21 protein-coding genes are annotated in these 21,253 nt (G+C 64.2%); 13 read left to right on the forward strand and 8 right to left on the reverse strand.

The features are described from left to right. The first annotated feature begins 3 nt into the window (after positions 1–3). The 8 genes from soxY (at position 4) to C8N35_RS06960 (ending at position 7,683) form a co-directional block, all read left to right on the forward strand. A complete protein-coding gene (gene soxY, locus C8N35_RS06925; protein WP_107988793.1) occupies positions 4–453 on the forward strand; it encodes a thiosulfate oxidation carrier protein SoxY in 450 nt (149 codons plus the stop codon). 72 nt (positions 454–525) lie between these two features. After that, positions 526–852, forward strand: coding sequence for a thiosulfate oxidation carrier complex protein SoxZ (soxZ, locus tag C8N35_RS06930; protein WP_107988794.1), 327 nt, complete (start codon positions 526–528; stop codon positions 850–852). 52 nt (positions 853–904) lie between these two features. Further along, positions 905–1,759 (forward strand): sulfur oxidation c-type cytochrome SoxA, encoded by an 855-nt coding sequence (gene soxA, locus C8N35_RS06935; RefSeq protein ID WP_428977089.1) that lies wholly within the window; start codon positions 905–907, stop codon positions 1,757–1,759. Between the two features lie 190 nt (positions 1,760–1,949). After that, complete coding sequence (gene soxB, locus C8N35_RS06940) at positions 1,950–3,644, forward strand: thiosulfohydrolase SoxB (RefSeq protein WP_107988796.1); 1,695 nt, start codon at positions 1,950–1,952, stop codon at positions 3,642–3,644. A gap of 35 nt (positions 3,645–3,679) precedes the next feature. Further along, the gene (soxC, locus tag C8N35_RS06945; RefSeq protein ID WP_107989141.1) at positions 3,680–4,969 is read left to right on the forward strand and encodes a sulfite dehydrogenase; all 1,290 of its coding nucleotides are present in this window, start codon (positions 3,680–3,682) and stop codon (positions 4,967–4,969) included. Further along, a complete protein-coding gene (locus tag C8N35_RS06950) occupies positions 4,953–5,636 on the forward strand; it encodes a c-type cytochrome (protein WP_107988797.1) in 684 nt (227 codons plus the stop codon). Before soxC ends, C8N35_RS06950 begins: the two co-directional genes overlap by 17 nt. A 24-nt stretch (positions 5,637–5,660) precedes the next feature. Next, entirely contained in the window at positions 5,661–6,377 is a 717-nt protein-coding gene (locus C8N35_RS06955) for a c-type cytochrome (RefSeq protein WP_107988798.1), read from the forward strand. A gap of 28 nt (positions 6,378–6,405) precedes the next feature. Then, the gene (locus C8N35_RS06960) at positions 6,406–7,683 is read left to right on the forward strand and encodes an NAD(P)/FAD-dependent oxidoreductase (RefSeq protein WP_107988799.1); all 1,278 of its coding nucleotides are present in this window, start codon (positions 6,406–6,408) and stop codon (positions 7,681–7,683) included. A gap of 19 nt (positions 7,684–7,702) precedes the next feature. Here the strand turns inward: C8N35_RS06960 and C8N35_RS06965 are convergent, their stop codons facing one another. The 5 genes from C8N35_RS06965 to hemC all read right to left on the reverse strand — a co-directional run bounded on the left by C8N35_RS06965 (position 7,703) and on the right by hemC (position 11,783). After that, positions 7,703–8,125, reverse strand: a complete 423-nt coding sequence (locus C8N35_RS06965; RefSeq protein ID WP_107988800.1) for a Fur family transcriptional regulator — start codon at positions 8,123–8,125, stop codon at positions 7,703–7,705. Positions 8,126–8,184: 59 nt separating this feature from the next. Then, entirely contained in the window at positions 8,185–8,805 is a 621-nt protein-coding gene (locus tag C8N35_RS06970) for a pyridoxamine 5'-phosphate oxidase family protein (RefSeq protein ID WP_107988801.1), read from the reverse strand. Positions 8,806–8,908: 103 nt separating this feature from the next. After that, positions 8,909–10,018 carry a 3-isopropylmalate dehydrogenase gene (gene leuB / locus C8N35_RS06975; RefSeq protein WP_107988802.1) on the reverse strand — a complete coding sequence of 370 codons (1,110 nt, stop codon included), beginning with the start codon at positions 10,016–10,018 and terminating at the stop codon, positions 8,909–8,911. Positions 10,019–10,123: 105 nt separating this feature from the next. Beyond that, positions 10,124–10,825 carry a uroporphyrinogen-III synthase gene (locus tag C8N35_RS06980; protein WP_107988803.1) on the reverse strand — a complete coding sequence of 234 codons (702 nt, stop codon included), beginning with the start codon at positions 10,823–10,825 and terminating at the stop codon, positions 10,124–10,126. A gap of 31 nt (positions 10,826–10,856) precedes the next feature. Continuing rightward, positions 10,857–11,783 (reverse strand): hydroxymethylbilane synthase, encoded by a 927-nt coding sequence (hemC, locus tag C8N35_RS06985; RefSeq protein WP_107988804.1) that lies wholly within the window; start codon positions 11,781–11,783, stop codon positions 10,857–10,859. Positions 11,784–11,902: 119 nt separating this feature from the next. On the opposite strand from hemC, the gene tsaD reads away from it, so the two are divergent. Beyond that, positions 11,903–13,033 (forward strand): tRNA (adenosine(37)-N6)-threonylcarbamoyltransferase complex transferase subunit TsaD, encoded by a 1,131-nt coding sequence (gene tsaD, locus C8N35_RS06990; protein WP_107988805.1) that lies wholly within the window; start codon positions 11,903–11,905, stop codon positions 13,031–13,033. Continuing rightward, a complete protein-coding gene (locus tag C8N35_RS06995) occupies positions 13,030–14,022 on the forward strand; it encodes an NAD(P)H-dependent glycerol-3-phosphate dehydrogenase (protein ID WP_107988806.1) in 993 nt (330 codons plus the stop codon). Before tsaD ends, C8N35_RS06995 begins: the two co-directional genes overlap by 4 nt. A 43-nt stretch (positions 14,023–14,065) precedes the next feature. Here C8N35_RS06995 and C8N35_RS07000 read toward each other — a convergent pair whose 3' ends face one another. Then, on the reverse strand, positions 14,066–14,590 hold the full coding sequence (locus C8N35_RS07000) for a gamma-glutamylcyclotransferase (RefSeq protein WP_107988807.1): 525 nt from the start codon (positions 14,588–14,590) through the stop codon (positions 14,066–14,068). Positions 14,591–14,823: 233 nt separating this feature from the next. Between C8N35_RS07000 and C8N35_RS07005 the strand changes: the two genes are divergently transcribed. The 3 genes from C8N35_RS07005 (at position 14,824) to C8N35_RS07015 (ending at position 18,664) form a co-directional block, all read left to right on the forward strand. Further along, positions 14,824–15,813: a DUF2125 domain-containing protein gene (locus C8N35_RS07005; RefSeq protein WP_170122034.1), complete on the forward strand. Its 990-nt coding sequence runs from the start codon at positions 14,824–14,826 to the stop codon at positions 15,811–15,813. A gap of 309 nt (positions 15,814–16,122) precedes the next feature. After that, positions 16,123–17,484 carry a lipopolysaccharide biosynthesis protein gene (locus C8N35_RS07010; RefSeq protein WP_210203402.1) on the forward strand — a complete coding sequence of 454 codons (1,362 nt, stop codon included), beginning with the start codon at positions 16,123–16,125 and terminating at the stop codon, positions 17,482–17,484. After that, positions 17,474–18,664 carry a GNAT family N-acetyltransferase gene (locus tag C8N35_RS07015; RefSeq protein WP_107988809.1) on the forward strand — a complete coding sequence of 397 codons (1,191 nt, stop codon included), beginning with the start codon at positions 17,474–17,476 and terminating at the stop codon, positions 18,662–18,664. Before C8N35_RS07010 ends, C8N35_RS07015 begins: the two co-directional genes overlap by 11 nt. Before the next feature lie 130 nt (positions 18,665–18,794). On the opposite strand, the gene C8N35_RS07020 is transcribed toward C8N35_RS07015, so the two are convergent. Together C8N35_RS07020 and C8N35_RS07025 are read right to left on the reverse strand one after the other, a co-directional pair. After that, entirely contained in the window at positions 18,795–19,865 is a 1,071-nt protein-coding gene (locus tag C8N35_RS07020) for a CobW family GTP-binding protein (protein ID WP_107989143.1), read from the reverse strand. A gap of 282 nt (positions 19,866–20,147) precedes the next feature. Further along, positions 20,148–21,140 (reverse strand): zinc ABC transporter substrate-binding protein, encoded by a 993-nt coding sequence (locus C8N35_RS07025; RefSeq protein ID WP_107988810.1) that lies wholly within the window; start codon positions 21,138–21,140, stop codon positions 20,148–20,150. Positions 21,141–21,253 lie beyond the last annotated feature (113 nt).

Here is a 21,253-nt window from a genome sequence, read left to right on the forward strand (position 1 = left end):
GCGATGACGTTCAATCGTCGCGAAGCATTGGCCGTGGCCGCAGGCGCTCTGGCATTCGCGGTAACCGGCGCGCGCATCGCCTGGGCCGCCGCGGAAGATACGAAGAAGGCCCTCATGGACTTCACGGGCGGGGCCGAACCGCAGACGGGCCGCATCACCCTCGATGCACCGGAAATCGCGGAGAACGGCAACACCGTGCCCGTGTCGGTATCGGTGGAGAGCCCGATGACGGCCGAGGACTATGTGGAATCCGTCACCATTCTGGCGGAGGGCAATCCCAGTCCCGCGGTCGCCACGTTCCACTTCACCGCAATGAGCGGCGAGGCGGCTGCCTCCACGCGCATGCGCCTTGCCAAGACCCAGAACGTCATCGCGGTCGCGAAGATGAGCGACGGCTCGGTGTTCATGGACACCAAGGAAGTCAAGGTCACCATCGGCGGCTGCGGCGGCTAGAGCGATGTCGGCCCGACTGATCCGGTCGACGAGAAATCGCTCTAAAGGTCAAAGTTCAAGGAGAGAGCCGTCATGGCCAAAGTCAAACCACGCGTAAAACTGCAGAAGAAGGCTGACAAGGGCGAGGTGATCACGATCAAGACGCTGATCAGTCATCCAATGGAATCGGGTCAGCGCAAGGACAAGAGCGGCAACGTCATCCCGCGTAAGATCATCAACTCGTTCAAGTGCGAGTTCAACGGCAAGCCCGTGTTCTCCTGCGACATGGATCCGGCGATCTCGGCCAATCCGTATCTGGAGTTCATGGCCAAGGTCGAGGAGAGCGGAACGTTCGCCTTCACCTGGGTGGATGACGACGGCAGCGTCTACACGACCGAGGAAAAGATCACGGTCGAATAAGAGCCGACATTTCTGCCGGGAGGAGACGGCAAAGCCGAGGGGAGGAAGGCAGTTGAGAAAGGCAATCGTATTTGGCGCGGCAGCGCTTGCGATCGTCGGCGCGGGGGCCGCAAGTTTCGCCGAGCCGGTCAATGACGAACTGGTCATCGACGGCGAGACGAAGATCATAACCCGCGCCAAGGCGCCGGAGGGAAGCCCCTTCGAAGAGGTGACGTCGGGTTGGCTCTACCGCACGAAGGAAACGCGGGCGCTTGAAGCCGATTCATTCGAAAATCCCGGCATGCTCTATGTGGAACGTGGCGAGGAAATCTGGAACATGGCCGCAGGCGCCGCCGGCAAGTCCTGCGCCGAGTGCCACGGGGATGCTTCGGAAAGCATGAAGGGCGTCGGCGCCCACTATCCCAAATGGAACGCCGAGGCCGGCAAGCCCTTCAATCTGGAGCTCCAGATCAACGCCTGTCGCGAAGCCAACATGAAGGCCGAGCCTTACAAGTTCGACGCCCCGGACCAGAAGGCGCTCGTCACCTACATCAAGAACCAGTCGCTTGGCACTCCGGTGGCGATCGATCTGGATGCCGGCGAGATGCGGGCGTGGTGGGAGAAGGGCAAGGAGGCCTACTACACCCGCATGGGCCAACTGAACCTTTCCTGCGCGAGCTGCCACGAGCAGAACAACGGCAAGTACATCCGGGCCGATCACCTCAGCCAGGGCAACACCAACGGGTTCCCGACCTACCGGTTGAAGCAGGCGAACATGGTTTCGCTGCACAACCGCTTCCGTGGCTGCATCCGCGACACGCGGGCGGCCCAGCCCAAGGCATTTTCAGACGTGCTGATGGCGCTGGAAGTCTATGTCGCGTGGCGCGGAACCGGTCTTTCCGTCGAAACGCCCGCCGTCCGGCAATAGCGAATACGAACGCGGCGGCCCGCACGCCGCGTTCGCTTGGGATTTCTTGAACCGACAGACGAACGGCTTGCCGGGCGCACGAGGTTTCGTGCGCTGCCGGGGAAGCTTTGCCCGAAAGGCACCCTGAAGGGCCCGACCCGGGCCAATAGGGTGATCCCCAGATAGGGCGATCCAAGGAGCGAAGAACCGCATGTTCTCCAGACGCGAATTCCTCATGGCGGCGGTGGCGACGAGTTCCGTGCTCGGCTCCGGGATGGCGGGGCGCTGGAGCCGTGCCATGGCGCAGCAGCGGCTCACCGAGGACGGTCTCCTCGCCATGGAGGGGACCGGCAACCTGACGCTGGTGCATGTCACCGACATCCACGCGCAGCTCAAGCCGATCTATTTCCGCGAGCCCTCGATCAACCTGGGCGTCGGCGAGGTGGCCGGCAAGCCGCCGCATGTGACGGGCGCTGATTTCCTCAAGCTCTACGACATCGATCCTGGTTCGCCGCACGCCTACGCGCTGACGTCGGAAGACTTCGTCTCGCTTGCCAGAAGCTACGGCCGGATGGGCGGCATGGACCGGGTGGCGACCGTCATCCGCCGGATCCGCGAGGAGCGCGGCGCCGACAACGTGGTGCTGCTGGACGGCGGCGACACCTGGCAGGGCTCCTACACGGCGCAGCAGACGCAAGGTGCGGACATGATCGAGATCATGAACGCGCTTTCTCCCGACGCGATGACCGGGCACTGGGAATTCACCTATGGCACCGACCGGGTGAAGGAGGCCATCGACGCGCTGCCCTTCGCTTTCCTCGGCTCCAACATCTACGATAACGAATGGGACGAGCCGGCCTTCGAGCACACGCTCATGCTGGAGCGCGGCGGCACCAAGGTTGCCGTCATCGGCCAGGCCTTCCCCTATACGCCGATTGCCAATCCGCGCTGGATGATCCCCGGCTGGTCCTTCGGCATCCGCGAGGAGGACATCGCCAAGCACGTCGAGGAAGCGCGCGAGGCGGGGGCCGAAGTCGTCGTGCTGCTGTCGCACAACGGCTTCGATGTCGATCGCAAGCTCGCCTCCCGCGTGCCCGGCATCGACGTGATCCTGACCGGCCACACCCACGACGCGCTGCCCGAACCGGTGATGGTCGGTACCACGCTGGTGGTTGCCTCGGGCTCCAACGGCAAGTTCGTTTCCCGCGTCGATCTCGACGTGCGCGACGGGCGGGTGACGGACTGGGCCTACCGGCTCATTCCGGTCTTCTCCGATGTCATCACGCCGGATGCGGAGATGGCGGCGCTGATCGACAAGGTCCGCGCGCCCTATGAGGCGGAGCTTGCCCGCGAACTGGCGACGACGGATGCATTGCTGTTCCGGCGGGGCAATTTCAACGGCACCTTCGACGATATGATCTGCGAAGCGCTTCTGCAGGAACGCGATGCGGAAATCGCGCTTTCGCCGGGTTTCCGGTGGGGGACGAGCGTGCTGCCGGGCGACGCCATCACGGTCGAGGATCTCCATAACGCCTGCGCCATGTCCTACCCGGCCGCCTACCGCTCCACCATGAGCGGGGCGACGCTGAAGGACGTGCTGGAGGATGTGGCCGACAATCTCTTCAATCCCGATCCCTACTACCAGCAGGGCGGGGACATGGTCCGCGTCGGGGGCATGGGATACGCGATCGATCCGAAGGCCGCGATGGGCTCGCGGATATCCGACATGACGATGCTGTCCACCGGCGAGCCGATCGATCCCGCCCGCGACTACACGGTCGCCGGCTGGGCGTCGGTCAACGAGGGGACGGAAGGTCCGGCCATCTGGGACGTGGTGGAAAGCTACCTGACGCGGACGGGCACCGTCAGCCTGCCGGAAAACCAGTCCGTCAGGGTGGCGGGCTGATGGACGACGAGACAAGACGCGGTCGAGGGACGACGATGACTGAGACAAACAAGCCTGCCCCCGGAATGAACCGGCGGGGCTTCCTGAAGGCGGGACTGGCCGCCGGCGGCGCCGCTGCGTTCGGCGGGGCGGCGTTCAGTGGTGCGGCGGGGGCGGGCGAAAGCGATCCGCTCATTACTGAAGTGCAGGACTGGAACCGTTATCTCGGCGCCGGCGTGCAGGCGGCGCCCTACGGCGTGCCCTCCGCGCACGAGGCGCATGTGGTGCGGCGCGACGTGGAGTGGCTGACGGCCTCGACCGAAAGCTCGGTCAACTTCACGCCGCTGCATGCGCTCGACGGCATCATCACGCCCAACGGGCTGTGCTTCGAACGCCATCATGGCGGTGTCGCCGACATTGCCCCGGCCGATCACCGGCTGATGATCAATGGGCTCGTCGACAAGCCGCTGGTCTTCACCATGGCCGATCTGATGCGCTTTCCCCGCGAAAACCGGGTCTATTTCCTGGAATGCGCCGCCAATTCCGGCATGGAGTGGCGCGGCGCGCAGCTCAACGGCTGTCAGTACACGCACGGCATGGTCCATTGCGTGATGTATACGGGCGTGCCGCTGAAGACGCTGCTCGATGAGGCCGGGATCAAGACCAACGGCAAGTGGGTGTTGGCCGAAGGCGCCGATGCCGCCGGCATGACCCGCTCCATCCCGATGGAAAAGGCGCTCGACGACTGTCTCGTTGCCTTCAAGATGAATGGCGAGGCGCTCAGGCCCGAACAGGGCTATCCGCTCCGGCTCTGCGTTCCGGGGTGGGAAGGCAACATGTGGGTGAAATGGCTGCGCCGGCTGGAAGTCGGCGACGAGCCCTGGCAGCAGCGCGAGGAAACCTCGAAATACACCGATCTTCTCGCCAACGGAAAGGCGCGGCGCTTCACCTGGGTGATGGATCCCAAATCGGTCATCACCAGCCCGTCGCCGCAGATGCCGATCGCCCATGGCAAGGGGCCGCTGGTCGTCTCGGGCCTTGCCTGGTCGGGCAACGGCCGGATCAAGCGGGTCGATGTCTCAATCGATGGCGGCCGCAACTGGACCACCGCGCGGATCGACGGGCCGAGCTTTTCCAAGGCGCTGCACCGTTTCTATCTCGATATCGACTGGGACGGTTCCGACCTGTTGTTGCAGTCGCGCGCGCTCGACGAGCACGGTTTCTACCAGCCGACCAAGAATGCGCTTCGCGCCGAGCGTGGCGAGAACTCCATCTACCACAACAATTCGATCCAGACCTGGCATGTGAAAGAGGACGGGACGGTTGAAAATGTCGAAGTTTCTTAAATCCCTGATCGTCTTCTCCGCCCTGGGGCTCGCTCTTCCTGCGATGGCTGGCGACGGGGAGAAATTCGGTCTCGGGCGCACGGCGACGCCCGATGAAGTCGCCGCCTGGGATATCGATGTGCGGCCGGACGGAAAGGGCCTGCCGGAAGGCCACGGCACCGTGGCCGAGGGCGAGGTTCTGTTCACCGACAATTGCGCCGCCTGCCACGGCGATTTCGGCGAGGGCGTGGGCCGCTGGCCGGTTCTCGCTGGCGGACAGGGAACGCTGAAGGACGACCGGCCGGAAAAGACGGTCGGTTCCTATTGGCCTTATCTCTCCACCGTCTACGACTACGTTCGCCGCGCCATGCCCTTCGGCAATGCGCGTTCGATGACGAATGACGAGGTCTATGCCCTGACGGCCTATATCCTCTATCTGAACGACATCGTGACAGATGAGGATTTCGAGCTCTCCAAGGAGAACTTCACCTCCATTCATCTGCCCAACGAGGCCAATTTCATCGAGGACGGTCGCGCGGAAGAACCGTTCAACGAGCGAAAGGCCGAACCTTGCATGAGCAATTGCAAGGACAGCGCGGTGGAAATCACCATGCGGGCGCGTATCCTCGATGTGACGCCCGGCCGCGCGAACGACGACGAAGGTGCCGGAGCGGGATCCGTGGACTGACGCTTTCCGGGGAGGACAAGGCCGATGCTGTGGGGGAGGGGACTGTCCGGTTTCCTGTTCGCCATGGTCGCGGCCGCGGCGGCATCGGCCGCACCACCCGAGCCGGAGCACGGCAATCGCGAACGTGGCAAGACCGTCTTCGAGGCCTGCAACGGATGCCACCAGGTGGGAGCAGGGGCGCGTCATGGCATCGGGCCCCACCTGGACGCCCTGTTTGGCCGTCGGGCGGGATCGCTCGATGGCTTCAGGTATTCGAGCGCCATGCGCCGCCGGGGCAAAGATGGTCTCGTCTGGGATGCGGCGACCCTCGATCGCTATCTCCAGAAGCCCCGGAGGATGGTTCCGGGGACGCGGATGTCCTTTCGCGGCTTGAGCGACAAGCGGGCGCGGGAAGATCTCATCGCCTATCTGAAGGCGGCGACGGCGAGCGCACCCGCCTCCAATCCGTCCGCGCCCTCCCCGCCGCGTCCTGAAATCGGCGGTGCGGCCATGGCGATCGAGGGAGATGCCGCCTACGGCGAATATCTGGCCGGCGAATGCGTCACCTGCCATCAGCGTTCGGGGCGCACGGACGGCATTCCCTCCATCGTCGGCTGGCCGCGCGAAGCCTTCATCCGCGCTCTTTTCGAATACAAGTCCAACGTCCGCCGGCATCAGGTGATGTCGATGATGACGGCCAATCTCGGCAATGAGGAGATTGCTGCGCTTGCGGCCTTTTTCAGCGGGCTCGATCCGCAATAATGGAGTTTCGTCCCGGGGAGGAACGAAGATGACTGCGCTGACCAGACGGTGTTTCGGAATGCTTGCCGGAGCGGGCGTCGCGAGCCTGGCCGCCCCTTCGTTTCTCAGGGCGCAGGGTGCGCCCCATGTCGTCATCGTGGGAGGTGGAGCGGGCGGGGCGACGGCCGCCCGCTACATCGCAAAGGATGCGGGCGAGGCGATCAACGTGACGCTGATCGAGGCCAATCCGCAGTACACCACCTGCTTCTTCTCCAATCTCTATCTCGGCGGGTTTCGCAGTTTTGCGTCGATAACCCACGGTTACGACACGCTGGCCGCGAATTACGGGATCACGGTCGTCAATGCCCGCGCCACCGCCATCGACCGGCAGGCCAGGGCGGTGCGGCTCGCGGACGGCAGCAGGGTCGCCTATGACCGGCTCATCGTCGCCCCCGGCATCGATCTCATCTACGATTCCGTTCCCGGCTATTCGGAGGACGCTACCGGGATCATGCCGCACGCCTGGAAGGCGGGACCGCAGACGCAGCTCCTGAAAAGCAGGCTCGACGCGCTTGAGGACGGGCAGCAGATCGTCATCGTGCCGCCGCCCAATCCGTACCGCTGTCCGCCCGCTCCCTACGAACGCGCATCCGTCTTCGCCCATGTTCTGAAGGCGAAGGGGCATACGGGCTCGCGCATCATCATCCTCGATCCGAAGCCGAAGTTCTCCAAGCAGGCGCTGTTCTCCGAAGGCTGGGAGAAATATTACCCCGGCATGATCGAATGGTACGGTCCGGATGTGCACGGCGGCATCAAGGGTGTCGATCCGGCGGCAGGAACCGTGGAGACGGATTTCGACACGTTCCATGGCGCGCTGGTCAACGTGATCCCGGCGCAAAGGGCCGGCCGCATCGCCCGGGACGCGGGGCTGGCGGACGACAGCGGCTACTGCCCGATCGATCCGGCCTCCATGCGCTCGATGATGGACGAGAACATATTCGTCCTGGGCGATGCCGCGATCGCGGGGGACATGCCGAAGTCTGCTTTTGCGGCCAACAGCCAGGCAAAGGTCGCGGCCATGAACGTGCGCGGGGATCTGATCGAGTCGAAGGTCTTTCCGGCAAGGTACGCCAATACCTGCTGGAGCCTGATCGAGACGGACGACAGCGTGAAGGTGGGCGCGCAATACGCACCGACGGCGGAAAAAATCGCGTCGACGTCGAGTTTCATCAGCCAGACGCACGAAGCGTCAGAGGTGCGCAAGACGAACTACGAGGAGTCGCTCGGCTGGTATGCGGGGATCACGGCGGACATCTTCGGCGCGTGAATGGCGGCGGGTGTCCGCCCTATTTGCGCTTGCGGCCATAAAGCTCCAGCCGGTGATGCACGATCTCGTAGCCGAGCTTACGGGCGATCTCTTTCTGCAGCTCCTCGATCCGTTTCGACGTGAATTCGATGACGGCACCGGTGTCTATGTCGATCAGATGATCGTGGTGGGAGGCATCGGCGGGCTCGAAACGCGACCGCCCGCCCTCGAAGATGTGGCGGTGGATCGCGCCCTTGTCTTCGAGAAGCTTCATCGTGCGGTAAACGGTCGACAGCGAGATGCTTGCATCGACGCGGACCGCGCGGCGGAAGATCGCCATGGCATCGGGGTGGTCGTCGCGGTCGGCGAGGATCTCCAGAATGACCTTGCGGGGGCGGGTAATGCGCACGCCGGCTTCCCGCAGGATGCGCTCGTATTCGCCGTGGTTGATCGCATGCACCATGACTGCAGGATATCCAGTTGAGACGCATCTGCAAGGCCTGCGGCCTGCGTGGCGATCGCTCAGTAGATCGTGCGGGCCAGATGTTCCTTATAGCCTTCATCATATGCCGTCGCGTCGAACGTCTCGTCGAGCGCTTTGATGATCGTGCCCGTCGAGGGCAGGGCGGTTCGCTCTATCCGTGTTTCCGGCGCCCATAGCTTGGACCGTACCAACGCTTTCTGGCACTGGAAGTAGACCCGTTCCGCCGTCACCTTGAGGACCGTCACCGGTTCCTTGCCGTTCATGGCGAAGGAGGCGCAGAACGCGGGGTCGGTCGTGATTTCGGCGGACCCGTTGATGCGCAGCGTCTCGCCGATGCCGGGGATGAGAAACAGCAGGGAAACGCGCGGGTCGCGCACGATATTGCGCAGCGTGTCGATGCGATTGTTGCCTCGGCGGTCCGGTATCAGGACGGTATTTCTGTCTTCCACCCGCACGAAGCCGGCGGGATCTCCGCGTGGCGAGCAATCGAGGCCTTCCGGTCCCACGCTGGCGATGACCACGAAGGGCGCGGCCTCGATGAAGGCGCGGTAGTGGTCGGAGATATGGTCGAGTTCCTTGACCAGCGAACGCTTGGCTGGTTCGCCGTACAACGCCTCGAGCTGCTCGGCCGACGTGACTGCGTGATCCGTGCTGGTCATGGCTCTCTCCCAAACTGCCAGGCAAGTGCTCCGCATGGCGGGCCGGCACGCAAGACGAATGGCTTACCGCCATCGGCCCGCTGCCGGCCCCCGCGGTTTAAGGTCAGCTCAACGCTTCCATTTCGGCAAGGATCGCGTCGCCCATCTCGGTGGTGCCGACGGCGGTCATGCCTTCGCTCATCAGGTCCTTCGTGCGAAGGCCCTTGTCGAGCGTCGCGGAGATGGCCTTCTCGACCATGTCCGCTTCAGCGACGAGGCCGAAGGAATAGCGTAGCGCCATGGCGAACGACGCGATCATGGCGATCGGGTTGGCGGCACCCGTGCCGGCGATGTCGGGGGCGGAGCCGTGCACCGGTTCGTACATGGCCTTGCGCATGCCGGTCTTGGCGTCCGGCGCACCCAGCGAGGCCGACGGCAGCATGCCGAGCGAACCGGTCAGCATCGCGGCGATGTCCGACAGCATGTCGCCGAACAGGTTATCGGTGACGATGACGTCGAACTGCTTCGGCCAGCGCACGAGCTGCATGCCGCCGGCATCCGCCAGCATGTGGGAAAGCTCCACGTCCTTGAACTCGCGGTCATGGACGCCGGTGACGACCTCGTTCCACAGAAGGCCCGACTTCATCACGTTGCGCTTTTCCATCGAGCACACCTTGTTCTTGCGGGTGCGCGCAAGATCGAAGGCGACGCGGGCGATGCGCTCGATCTCGAAGGTGTCATAGACCTGCGTGTCGACGGCGCGCTTCTGGCCGTTGCCGAGATCGGTGATCTCCTTCGGCTCGCCGAAATAGACGCCGCCGGTCAGCTCGCGCACGATCAGGATGTCGAGCCCCTCGACCACATCCTGCTTCAGCGAGGAAGAGGCGGCCAGCGCGGGGTAGCAGATTGCCGGGCGTAGGTTGGCGAACAGCTCCAGATCCTTGCGCAACCGCAGAAGGCCGGCCTCGGGGCGAACATCGTAGGCGACGCCATCCCATTTCGGGCCGCCGACGGCGCCGAAGATGACCGCATCCGCCGACATCGCCTTCGCCATGTCTTCTTCGGAGATCGCCTTGCCGTGGGCATCGTAGGCCGCGCCGCCGACGAGGCCCTCGTCGGTCTCGAACGTGGCGCCACCCCTGGCGTTGAACCAGCCGATGATCTTTTTCACTTCGGCCATGATTTCGGTGCCGATGCCGTCGCCGGGAAGAAGCAGCAGATTGTGCGTAGCCATGGGAGTTTCCGCGCCCTGTTCGTTGAGACTGTCAGGGTTTTTGCTAAAGGCTGGCGGGGCGGTTGGCAAGGCTCGGCGCGCGGCTTGCGGTACGCCTGGCTTGTGCTATCGCAGCCTCGCCAGCAAGCCAGCCTCGTCCGGCGTCCGGGCAATGTCGGTGGAACAGCCTGCCGCCACGAGCGGTTCTGCGGCGGTTTCGGAAATGGCGATTGTCCGGACGCTCGCCGGATCTATCCCGGCCGATTGGAGTGCGCGGACGAAGGCTTCGGCGGTACGGCGCGAGTAGATCAGCACCGCATCAACGCGCACGGCCTTCAATGCATCGCGAACCTCGTTGGGCAGGGTTTCCTGCTTTTGCGCGCCATATAGCTCAACGAGTCGGACCGCGAAGCCCGCATCGCGTAGCCGGGCGTCGAGATCGCCCCGCCGTTCCCGCCCGCAAGGGTAGAGGATCGCTCCGGCGCCGCCTGCAAGCGCCCGTGTTATTCCGGCGGCAAGTGCGGCGGCATCGCCGGCGGCCGTCTCCACGCGGGCGAAGCCGGCAGATGCCATCGCGTCTGCTGTCCGCGAGCCGACGGCGAAGACCGGCCGCATCCGCAGGCCGTCGCATTCGGGGCGGCCCCTCAGCGCCTCGGCCACCCGCGCGCTCGTGACCGCGATGGCCGAAATGTCATCGGTCCGGAAGGCCGGCGGTTCGAGCGGCTCAATCCGCAGCATCGGCGCGAACAGCACCTCGTGGCCGGCGGCCCGCAGCCGTTCCGCTGTCATGTCGGCCTGATCGATCGGCCGGGTGAGGAGAATGCGCATGGTAGCCGGTGCTCCGCCTTGCCGGGCGCGATTACGAAAGGGTCAGGAACCCCGGTCCGGCTTCCGCCTTCAGTGTACGGCCGAGTTCCGCACCCATCTCGACGGCGTCGTCGCTGGGGGCTTCACGCACGCCTTCGTGCGCGGCACTGCCATCGGGTTTCAGAATGAGGCCGCGCAGCACCACGGTGCCTTCGGCGACACGGGCAAGGCCGGCAATCGGCGTACGGCAGGAGCCGTCGAGCTCCTTCAGAAAGGCGCGTTCGCTGCGAAGGCAGATCGCGGTTTCCTCATCGTGGATCGCCGCGAGCAGCGTCGCGACATGTTCGTCGTCGATCCGGCTTTCGATGCAGATGGCGCCCTGACCGACGGCCGGCAGGAAGGAATCCTCATCGAGAACGGAGGTTACGACATCCGCCATCCCGAGGCGGCGAAGTCCCGCGTAGGCCAGAAGCGTGGCATCCACGACCCCCTCCTGGAGCTTCTGAAGCCGCCGCTGGACATTGCCGCGATAGGTGACGACCTCCAGATCTGGGCGCAGACGCTTGACGATCGCCTGCCGTCGCAGCGACGCGGAACCGACGACGGCGCCCTGCGGGAGGTCGGCCAGCGTCTTCGCCTTGGGCGAGATGAATGCGTCCCGCACGTCCTCGCGCGGCAGGAAGGCGGAGATTTCCAGACCGTCGGGCAGCACCGTCGGCATGTCCTTGGAGGAGTGGACCGCCAGATCTATGTCGCCGGAATAGAGCGCGTCCTCGATTTCCTTGGTAAAAAGACCCTTGCCGCCAACTTCGGCCAGCGGCCGGTCGAGAATCTTGTCGCCCGACGTCTTGATGACCACGATCTCGAAGGCTTCCTGAGGAAGGTCGTGCGCCTTCATCAGGCGATCACGGGTCTCGTGGGCCTGGGCGAGTGCGAGCGCACTGCCGCGCGTACCGATCCGGACAGGTTTCGATTGCAATGATCATGATCCCGGGTTAGGGCCGCTCTGCCCCGACCCATGGAGGCCGGACAATTTAGCGGCGATGGTGGGCCGGCCTCACCGGCAGAACAGCCGCAATGATAAGGCCCGATGGCGCCATGTCCAATCCGCAAGCCGGAGAAAACCCGGTACTGCAAAGAAAATCCGTCCCGGCACTCGTTCTGGGCATCGAAACAAGTTGCGACGAGACCGCCGCTGCAGTCGTCAGGCGCAAGGCCGATGGACGCGGCGAGATCCTGTCGAACGTGGTCCGCTCGCAGATCGACGATCACGCGCTGTACGGCGGGGTCGTGCCCGAAATCGCGGCGCGCGCTCATATCGCCATGCTCGACGGCATCGTGCGCCTGGCGATGGAGGAGGCCGGCATCGGTTTCGCCGACCTCGACGCTGTTGCCGCGACCGCCGGGCCGGGGCTCATCGGCGGTGTCATCGTCGGACTGATGACCGCCAAGGCCATCGCGCTTGCCGCCGACAAGCCTCTCATCGCGGTCAATCACCTGGAAGCCCACGCGCTGACGGCCCGATTGACCGACGGCGTCGCCTTTCCCTACCTCATGCTGCTTGTCTCCGGCGGGCATACGCAGTTCGTTCTGGCGCGTGGCGTGGGCGACTACGTCCGTCTTGGCTCAACGATCGATGATGCGCTTGGCGAGGCCTTCGACAAGACGGCGAAGCTGCTGGGACTGCCCTATCCCGGCGGGCCGGCCGTGGAAAAGGCGGCGCGTTCGGGTGACGGAAAGCGTTTCAATCTGCCGCGCCCACTTCTCAACCGTCCCGGCCTCGACATGTCGTTCGCCGGGCTCAAAACCGCGGTTCGCGTCGCGGCGGAACGGGCCGCTCCGGTCAGCGATCAGGATGTCGCCGATCTTTGCGCCTCCTTCCAGGAAGCGGCTGCCGACGTGGTCGCCTCCAGGGCGAAGCGCGCGCTTGAGGAATTTGCGCAGATGTTTGCGGATGTGGAACCGGTGCTGGTGATCGCCGGCGGTGTTGCGGCAAATACACGTCTTCGCCAGGGGCTCGATGAGGCGGCGCGGGCGACTGGTGCGCGGCTTGTGGCGCCGCCGATACACTTGTGTACGGACAATGCGGCGATGATCGCCTGGGCCGGAGCGGAACGGTTTGTCCTCGGTCTGATCGATCCGCTGAGCGTCAGCCCACGGCCACGATGGCCGCTCGATGCGACGGCCAAACCGATGCTGGGTGAAGGACGCAAGGGGGCGAAGGTATGAAGTTTGACAGGATAGGTGTCGTCGGCGGTGGCTCATGGGGCACCGCGCTGGCGCTGGTTGCCGCACGGGCCGGCCGGACAGTGAAGCTCTACGCGCGCGATCGCGACGCCGTCGCCTCGATCAATCGTTCCGGCGAGACGCCGCGGCTCCCGGGCATCAAGCTCGATCCCGCGCTTGATGCGACCAACGATCTTGCGGAGGTGCTTGAGGCCGACGCTGTTCTGCTGGTCACGCCGGCGCAGACCACCCGCGCGCTGGCCTTGCAGATGAAGCCATATCTGGGTGCCGGAATCCCGGTCGTTCTTTGCGCAAAGGGGCTGGAGCACGGAAGTGGCGCACTGTTGACGGATGTCCTCGCCGATGCGCTGCCGGAAGCGGCCGCCGCCGTTCTTTCGGGCCCTAGCTTTGCAAGCGATGTCGCAAAGGGTCTGCCGACAGCCGTCACGATCGCGGCCGACGATGCGGGGCTTGCCGACAACCTTGCCCGCGCTCTCGCGAGCGACAGTTTCCGGCCCTACTCGTCCACGGACATGATTGGCGTGCAGATTGGCGGCGCCTTGAAGAACGTGCTCGCGATCCCGTGCGGCGCGATCGTGGGGCGGGGACTTGGGGCCAGCGCCCAGGCGGCACTGACGGCGCGCGGCTTTGCGGAGCTTTCCCGTCTCGCGAAGGCCATGGGTGCGCGTACCGAAACGCTGACCGGGTTATCCGGGCTCGGAGATCTGGTGCTCACGTCGTCCTCGCCGCAATCGCGCAACATGGCCTTCGGCATCGAGATCGGACGCGGCAGAAGCGTTGCCGAACTGACCGCTCCGGGGACGAAGCTCGTGGAGGGTGTCCACACCGCGCCTGTCGCCGTTGAACTCGGCAAACGTCGTGGCGTGGAACTGCCGATCTGTGAGGCCGTGGCCGCGGTGCTGGCGGGCGGGCTTTCCGTCGACGAGGCGCTGCAGGTGCTCATGTCCCGGCCGCTGAAGCGCGAGATCTGAACCCCGGTCTTTCGGTTTCCGCCCGTCCGTTCGGCCTATTGCCTCATTCGCCCTGCCTCAGCGCTTCGGCGAGCCAGTGCAGATGGCTGTCGCGGATGCCGAGGTCGCTCAGGTGATCGGCGGTGTTCAGCACGTAGTCGCGGTTCGGGCCGGACTGGCCGTGGCTGCGCCGCACGATTTCGAGCTGGCGTTCAAGCGGTAGCGCGCCGGCATATTGCTCGTGGGCGCGTTCCACCACATACCCGAGCGCCCTGACCCGCCGCCCACCGTCGAGAACCACATCGCGCAGCACCTCGCGGTAGACCATGGTCACCTGTTCGCGGTCGCGCAGATAAGTGACGACCTCGTCACGGCGTTGCGCCTCGACCCGGAAGGCAAGGCCGCGGCAGGCGCCCCCGCGGTCGAGGCCAAGGACGAGGCCCGGCTGTTGCTGAGTGCCGCGATGAACCCAAGAAAAGACGCAAAGAGAACGGTGCAAGCCGCGCAGCAGGGCGGGAACGACCTCGGTATGTTCAAAGCCGGGCCGCCACATCAGCGAGCCATAGCCGAATACCCACAGATCTTCCATGCCACACCCTGCATCCCGTTTCGTAAGTTCGCCGCTCTAACAGCGACGGATGATCGGCGCAAGCACGGGGCACGGTTCCGGTCCATGCATGGCAGCGCTGTCGGGCGTTGTTTCGTTGCGCGAATTTGCTATTGCTCGCGCAGCCATGATGCTGCCGCCTCGCGGCGCCATGGATGAGCCCACATCCTTGCGGATCGCGTTGTCCGCATTTCGTCCCCAATCAGGAACCACCTATGCGCAAGCGTTACGTTTTCCTCCTTTTCGCCGTTCTTGTGGTCGTGGGAGGATGGTCCGGGTTCTGGTTCTATGCGGCGGGGGAAGTGGAGCGCCGGCTCGATCTTGCGCTCGGGGACCTGGCGCGCATGGGTACCCAGGTCGTCTGTGCGGATCGAACGATCGGCGGCTATCCGTTCCGGATGGAAGTGCGTTGCAACAAGGTCGATGTGCTTCTGGCGGATGGCGGACAGGTGTCAGGCGGCGCGTTCCGTGCCGTCGCGCTCATCTACAATCCGCGCCACATCATCATGGAAGCGGATGCGCCTTTCTCCGCTAGGCTCGCGCCTTTTCCCTTCATGCTCACCGGCCGCTGGAATGTCGGGCACGCAAGCCTGATCTTCAAGAAAAACGCGGTTTCGGCTGCCGCCGTGTCGTTCGAGGGTTTCGACGCCGCCATGAAGGGGAGCTTCGGGGTTCAGCAGGCGGCTGGCGCACGGGCGGAAGTTCATGTTCGCAAGACACCCGACGAGCCGGATGCGGCCGATGTCGCCATGACGCTGGACCGGGCTTCTTTCGAAGGACCCTTCGGAAATGCCGATCCCTTCGATGCCGGCGTTCTGTTGCGTATGCCGGACGGTCGCGACTGGCTCTCGGGACGCGAGCGGGTCATGGCACTGGTGGGGATGCCGATCGAGGTTCGAGAGGCCTATCTGGCCCGCGATCGCGCGAAGATCACGGCCACCGGTGTTCTGACGCTCGGGGCCGAAGGATATTTCGAAGGCGATCTTCAGGTTACGGCCGTCGAGCCGGAGGAGATCGCGGATCTCGTCCGCCCGTTCTACCCGCCGGACTCGGCGATCCCTGCCGCGTTTCAGGGTGCGCTGACAGGGTTCGGCCAAAAGACGGAGCTGGCGGGGCAGGCGGCCGTGAGCGCCAAGCTCACTTTCCGTGGTGGCGGCATTCGCATCGGTTTCATTCCGATTGCGCAGATGAGTCCGCTGTTCTGATCCTGGTTTGAATGGGCGTTCGGTCCTCTTCACGGCAGAGGGAGACGCTCTCGGGAGACGGAAAATTAAGCCTCCTGTGGCACTTGTGATGGAACTGACGGCCTGCGGTTTCTCATTCCCGTCCGGGGGATGATGCGACGCCCGGTGTCGGATTTCCGGCCTGCGAACGGGGCTCGCCGGCTTCAGAAGCAGGGGCGGTTCATGAGGACGATGCTGCGCACCGGGGGGCGCCGTGTGAAGGGTTCGCGCAAGCCGGAGCCAGATCCGGGAGAGCCAGACCATCCGCAGAAAGGAGGCCGGAAGCTCTCCGTGAGCGGAGTTTCCCGCCGTGCGCGCGATATCGTCAGCGGCAAGGGAGATTCCGCCAAGGCGCAGCGGATGGCTCTCTTCACGTTCGGTGTGCGTGTCTTCGGTGCCGCGCTTGCCTATTTCCTGCAGGTCTTTCTGGCGCGATGGATGGGGAGCCATGAATACGGCATCTATGTCGTCGTGTGGACGATCGTCATCGTTCTGGGTGTCATCGCGCCGCTAGGGTTCAATTCCTCGGTCCAACGGTTGATCCCGGAATACCTCGCGTTCGATCGGCTGGATCTGCTGCGCGGCATTCTCTCCGCCAGTCGCACCATTGCGATGGTTTCCGCAACGGCTCTCATGCTGGTAACGATGGCCGTCGTTTGGTTCTCCTCCGGTCACGTTCCCGACTATTATATCGTTCCGGCCTATCTCGCCGCGTTGTGCCTGCCGATGTTCACTCTTACCGATGTGCAGGAGGGGATCGCGCGCTCGCGCGACTGGGGCGATCTGGCGATCATGCCGACCTATATCTGGCGACCGTTCCTGATCCTCGTCGTCGTTCTCGTCGCCAGTCTGACGGGTTTGCCGCACACGGCCACGACAGCCTGTCTGGCCGCGATCCTGGCGACCTGGGTCGCCGCGCTCTATCAGAAGATCTCCATGGATCGGCGGTTGCGCCATCTGGTGGGGCCGGGACCGGCGCGGTGGGCACCAGGAGACTGGATGCGCCTGTCGCTGCCGATTTTCCTTGTCGAGGGCTTCTTCACGTTGCTTACCAGCGCCGACGTGCTGATGGTCAGCTATTTCGAGCCGCCGGGCGAAGTCGCCGTCTATTACGCGGCGGCAAAGACGCTGGCGCTCGTTCATTTCGTCTATTTCGCGGTCAAGGCCGCGTCCGCCCATCGCTATTCGCGGCTGCACCACAGCGGCGACCACGAGGGCCTTGCCGTCTATGTACGCCAGTCGGTCGGCTGGACCTTCTGGCCCTCGCTGCTTTTCGCCGGCCTTCTCCTTGTTTTCGGAAGCTATATCCTCAGACTCTTTGGCAGTGATTTCGCCGGCGGCCACAATATTCTGGCGTTCTTGCTGGTCGGCGTTCTGGCACGCGCCGCGGTGGGGCCTGTCGATGCCCTGCTGACCATGGCCGGCGAACAGAAACGGTGCGCCGTCGCTTACGCAGGGGCCTTTGCCGTCAATGTTGCGCTCAACGTCACGCTCATCCCGTATTTTGGCTTGATCGGAGCGGCACTTGCCACAAGTATTTCAATGTGTTTCGAGGCCTCGAGCCTGTTCTGGGTGGCACGAAGGCGCCTCGGCATAAGTTCCTTCATCTGGACTGGCCACCGCAGCGGGAAGAGGACGACGCATGGAGAGTGACCCGACCTTGCCGGGCGACGAAACCACATCGCTCGCAGCACCGTCCACGGTCAGTCCGTTCGAGCCCCTGTTCATGACACTGGTGGAGGCCGAAGCCGAGACCTCCGCGTGGCAGTCATTGTCCGATCAGGCGATGGAACCCAATCCGTTCTTTCGCCCGGAATTCCTGCTTCCCTATCTGCATTATGCCGAGCCGGCGGTTGTCTCGATTGCTGCCGTGCGTCGGCGCGTTGGCGGGCAACTCGTCGCCTTTGCTCCAACGGGGCATCGCAAGTTGGGGCTTTCCCGGTCTGCTCCTCTTGTCTGGACAAATGCCTACGCGCCGCTGGGAACGCCGCTGCTCGCACCCGATTGCGCCGAAGCCGCCGCAACCAAGTTCCTCCGCATGCTGATGATGCAGACGGGGCCGCTGCTGGCCCTGCCCGAGCAGAGGCTTGACGGGACGGTGGCCGAAGCCATTCGTGCGGGAGCCCAGGCATTGGGTCTGAAGGTCGCTCAAACATCATCCTATCAGCGTCCCGTGCTTGCGGTGCACGGTTCGATGGCAAGTTATCTCTCGCATTTTTCCAGCCAACGGCGACGGCGCTATGCCAAGGGATACCGCCGCCTCAAGGGGCAGGGCCATCTCGTGCGCGATCACTTGCGCGGCGTCCATGCGGCAGCGGTGTTTGAAGATTTTCTGGCGTTGGAGCAGGCGGGTTGGAAAGGCGAGGCCGGCACGGCGATCGCGAGCAATCCCCACCTCGCGACCTTCGCCCGCAAGGCGGTGGAGCAACTGGCCGCAGCCGGGTGCCTGATGCTGGACCGGCTCCGTCTCGATGACAGGACGATTGCGGCCGTCATCTCGTTTCGTGATGGTCCGCGCGCCTACGCTTGGAAAACGGCATTCGACGAGACGCAGGCGCGCAATTCTCCCGGACTGCAGGTGGTGCTGGCCGCGATGGAAAACTACTTTCATCACGACGCGCTGGTGGAGGTGGATTCGCTGGCCGGCCGCGCGCCCTCTCTCATCGATGACCTGTGGCGCGAACGAGCTTCCTTCGGAACCCTCGTGGTCGCCGGCGGCGGCTTGTCGAGTGCCCGCCTCCTGTCCGCGAAAGGGGATATCGTTGCACGCGATATCGCCCGGCTAGGGGCGAAGCGACTGGATTCGGCCCTTCGCCGTTTTCGCAAGACCTGAAGCGGTTTCGCGAGCCCGTTGGTATCGATCTGCCGATAGTCCCGGAAACGACGATGGGCGGGCCAAAGGCCGCTTGCGATGGCCTCCCGGAGGTTGCCTCCGACAGACCATCGTCAGGCTTTCGCCGCCCTCAGGCCGCGCACGCCGCGAAGTGGGCTTCCAGCATATCCACCGGCAGGTTGCGGCCAATGAAGACGAGGCGGCTTTCGCGCTTCTCGCCATCCTTCCAGGGCCGCTGGTGGTCGCCCTCGATAATCATGTGCACGCCCTGCACCACATAGCGCTCGTCGTCACCGGCAAACGCGAGAATACCCTTTAGGCGGAGGATGTTCGGGCCCTGAAGCTGCGTCGTCTGCTGGATCCAGGGAAAGAACTTCTGCGGGTCGAGTTCACCGGCGCGAAGAGCGATGCTCTTCACGCCATGCGGATCCTCGTCGTGGTGATGATGGTGGTCGTGGTCATGATCGTGATGATGATGGTCATGACCATGGTGATGGTGATCGTGATCGCAATCGGGCCCACAAACGTGGTCCTCTTCTTCCTCAAGGAAATGTGGATCCAGGCTGAGAATCCGGTCGAGATCGAAGGAACCGCGGTCGAGCACCTTGGAAAGATCGATCGAGCAGCGTTCCGTCTTGTGCACCACCGCGTAGGGGTTGATCGCGCGGATTGCGGCCTCCACCGACTGAAGCTCTTCGGCCGAGACGAGGTCGGTCTTGTTGAGCAGGATCACATCGGCGAAAGCGATCTGGTCGGCGGCTTCTTCGGTATCCTCCAGGCGCTGGGGCAGATGTTTGGCATCAACGACGGCCACCACAGCGTCAAGCTTGGCGGCCTGGCGCACGTCCTCGTCCATGAAGAAGGTCTGCGCGACGGGGGCGGGATCCGCGACACCGGTGGTCTCCACCAGGATGGCGTCGAACGAGCCCTTCCGCTTCATCAGGTTCTCCACCGTGCGGATCAGGTCGCCGCGCACGGTGCAGCAGATGCAGCCGTTGTTCATCTCGAAGATTTCTTCGTCCGATTCCACCAGCAGATCATTGTCGATGCCGATTTCGCCGAACTCGTTGACTATCACCGCGTAGCGCTTGCCGTGGTTGCCGGTCAGAATGCGGTTCAAGAGCGTCGTCTTGCCGGAGCCGAGATAGCCGGTCAGCACGGTGACCGGGATCTGGCTCTCGTTGGAAGAGGTTGCGGACATCAGATATTCCTTCGCGCGAAACGGATAGGCGGCGCCGAGGCTCGGTCTCAAGTCCGAGTTCGTGCCGCCGTGTTGTCCGCAATATAGGGTTTCGATCCGCTCTCGCGAAGGGGCTTGCCATGCAACCTTGTCCTTCGCGCTCTCTTCGGTGCCGGCAAGGAGAAGAGAAAGGCGGGCGGGGCGACGTCTCGGGGTCCGCGCCGCTCCCACCCGCCCGCCCCGGCCATGCACCGGGGAACCGGATCGGCAATCCGGATTGGTGAAGACCTGGCTGACGGGGCCTCAGGAGCCGGCGAGACAGTCGTGGAGGCTTTTGGCCAGGTTCTCCATCATCGCTTCGTAGGCGCCAGGCCCCGGCTTCACGTCCGCCCCAAGTGGATCGAGCACGCCGGCGCGCGCGGAGGTGCCGTCGATCAGGGTCGCCACAAGCTGCGGCCTGAACTGGGGTTCCGCGAAAACGCAGATCGCGCCCGAGGCGACGATGCGGTCGCGGATTTCCCGAACCCGCGCGACGCCGGGCTGATGTTCGGGATCGACTGCGACGGCGCCGGAGGCCTCGATGTCGAACTTGTGCTCGAAATAGTGGTAGCCATCGTGAAAGACGATGAAGGGGCGCCCGCGCACGGGAGCCAGTTCGGCAGCGATCTTCGCTTCAAGGGCGCTCAGCCGGCCGTTCAACTCCGCCGCATTGGTGGCATATGTGTCCGCGTTTTCCGGATCTGCCGTCTTCAGCGTGTCGGCGATGGCGTCCACCATTGCGCGCGCGTTGGCCGGATCGAGCCAGACATGGGGGTCCATGCCCGAATGGTCGTGATGGTGGTTCGCGTGATCGGTCCCGTTGTGCGCCGCGTCGTCGTGGGTGGCCTCATCGTGGTGAGCATGTTCGTCCTCCTCCCACACCGCGCCTTCGCGAAAGCCGAGCGTCTTGACCTCGTCGGCCTCGGCCAGATCCACGACGGTCGCCTTGCCGGCGAGCGTTTCCAGCGGATGATTGAGGAATGTTTCGAGGTTTTCGCTGACCCTGAAGACGATGTTTGCCTCATCGAGCCCCCGGGCATCGGACGGTTTCAGGGCGTAGGAATGCGGCGATGCCCCGCCCTGGACGAGCAGACGCGGCGTTCCCAGCTTTCCCATGACGCCGGCGACCAATGCGTCGACGGGCTTGATCGACGTGACGACCTTCGGCACCTGCGCATGGGCGGCGGGAAGGGTGATTGCGGCGAGGCCGATCAGGGTCGCGATCGTGGCACCCCAGGGGGCCGGACGAAAACTCATGCGGCATACTCCACACTTTGATATGTAATGTTATAACGTAACTGATACATAATCGCATCGTCAGTCAAGGGGGATGTCGGGGGCATGTCGGGGGGTATGCCTGCCGGAGATCC

This window comes from Breoghania corrubedonensis, from assembly GCF_003053845.1.
GTDB classification, from domain to species: domain Bacteria; phylum Pseudomonadota; class Alphaproteobacteria; order Rhizobiales; family Stappiaceae; genus Breoghania; species Breoghania corrubedonensis.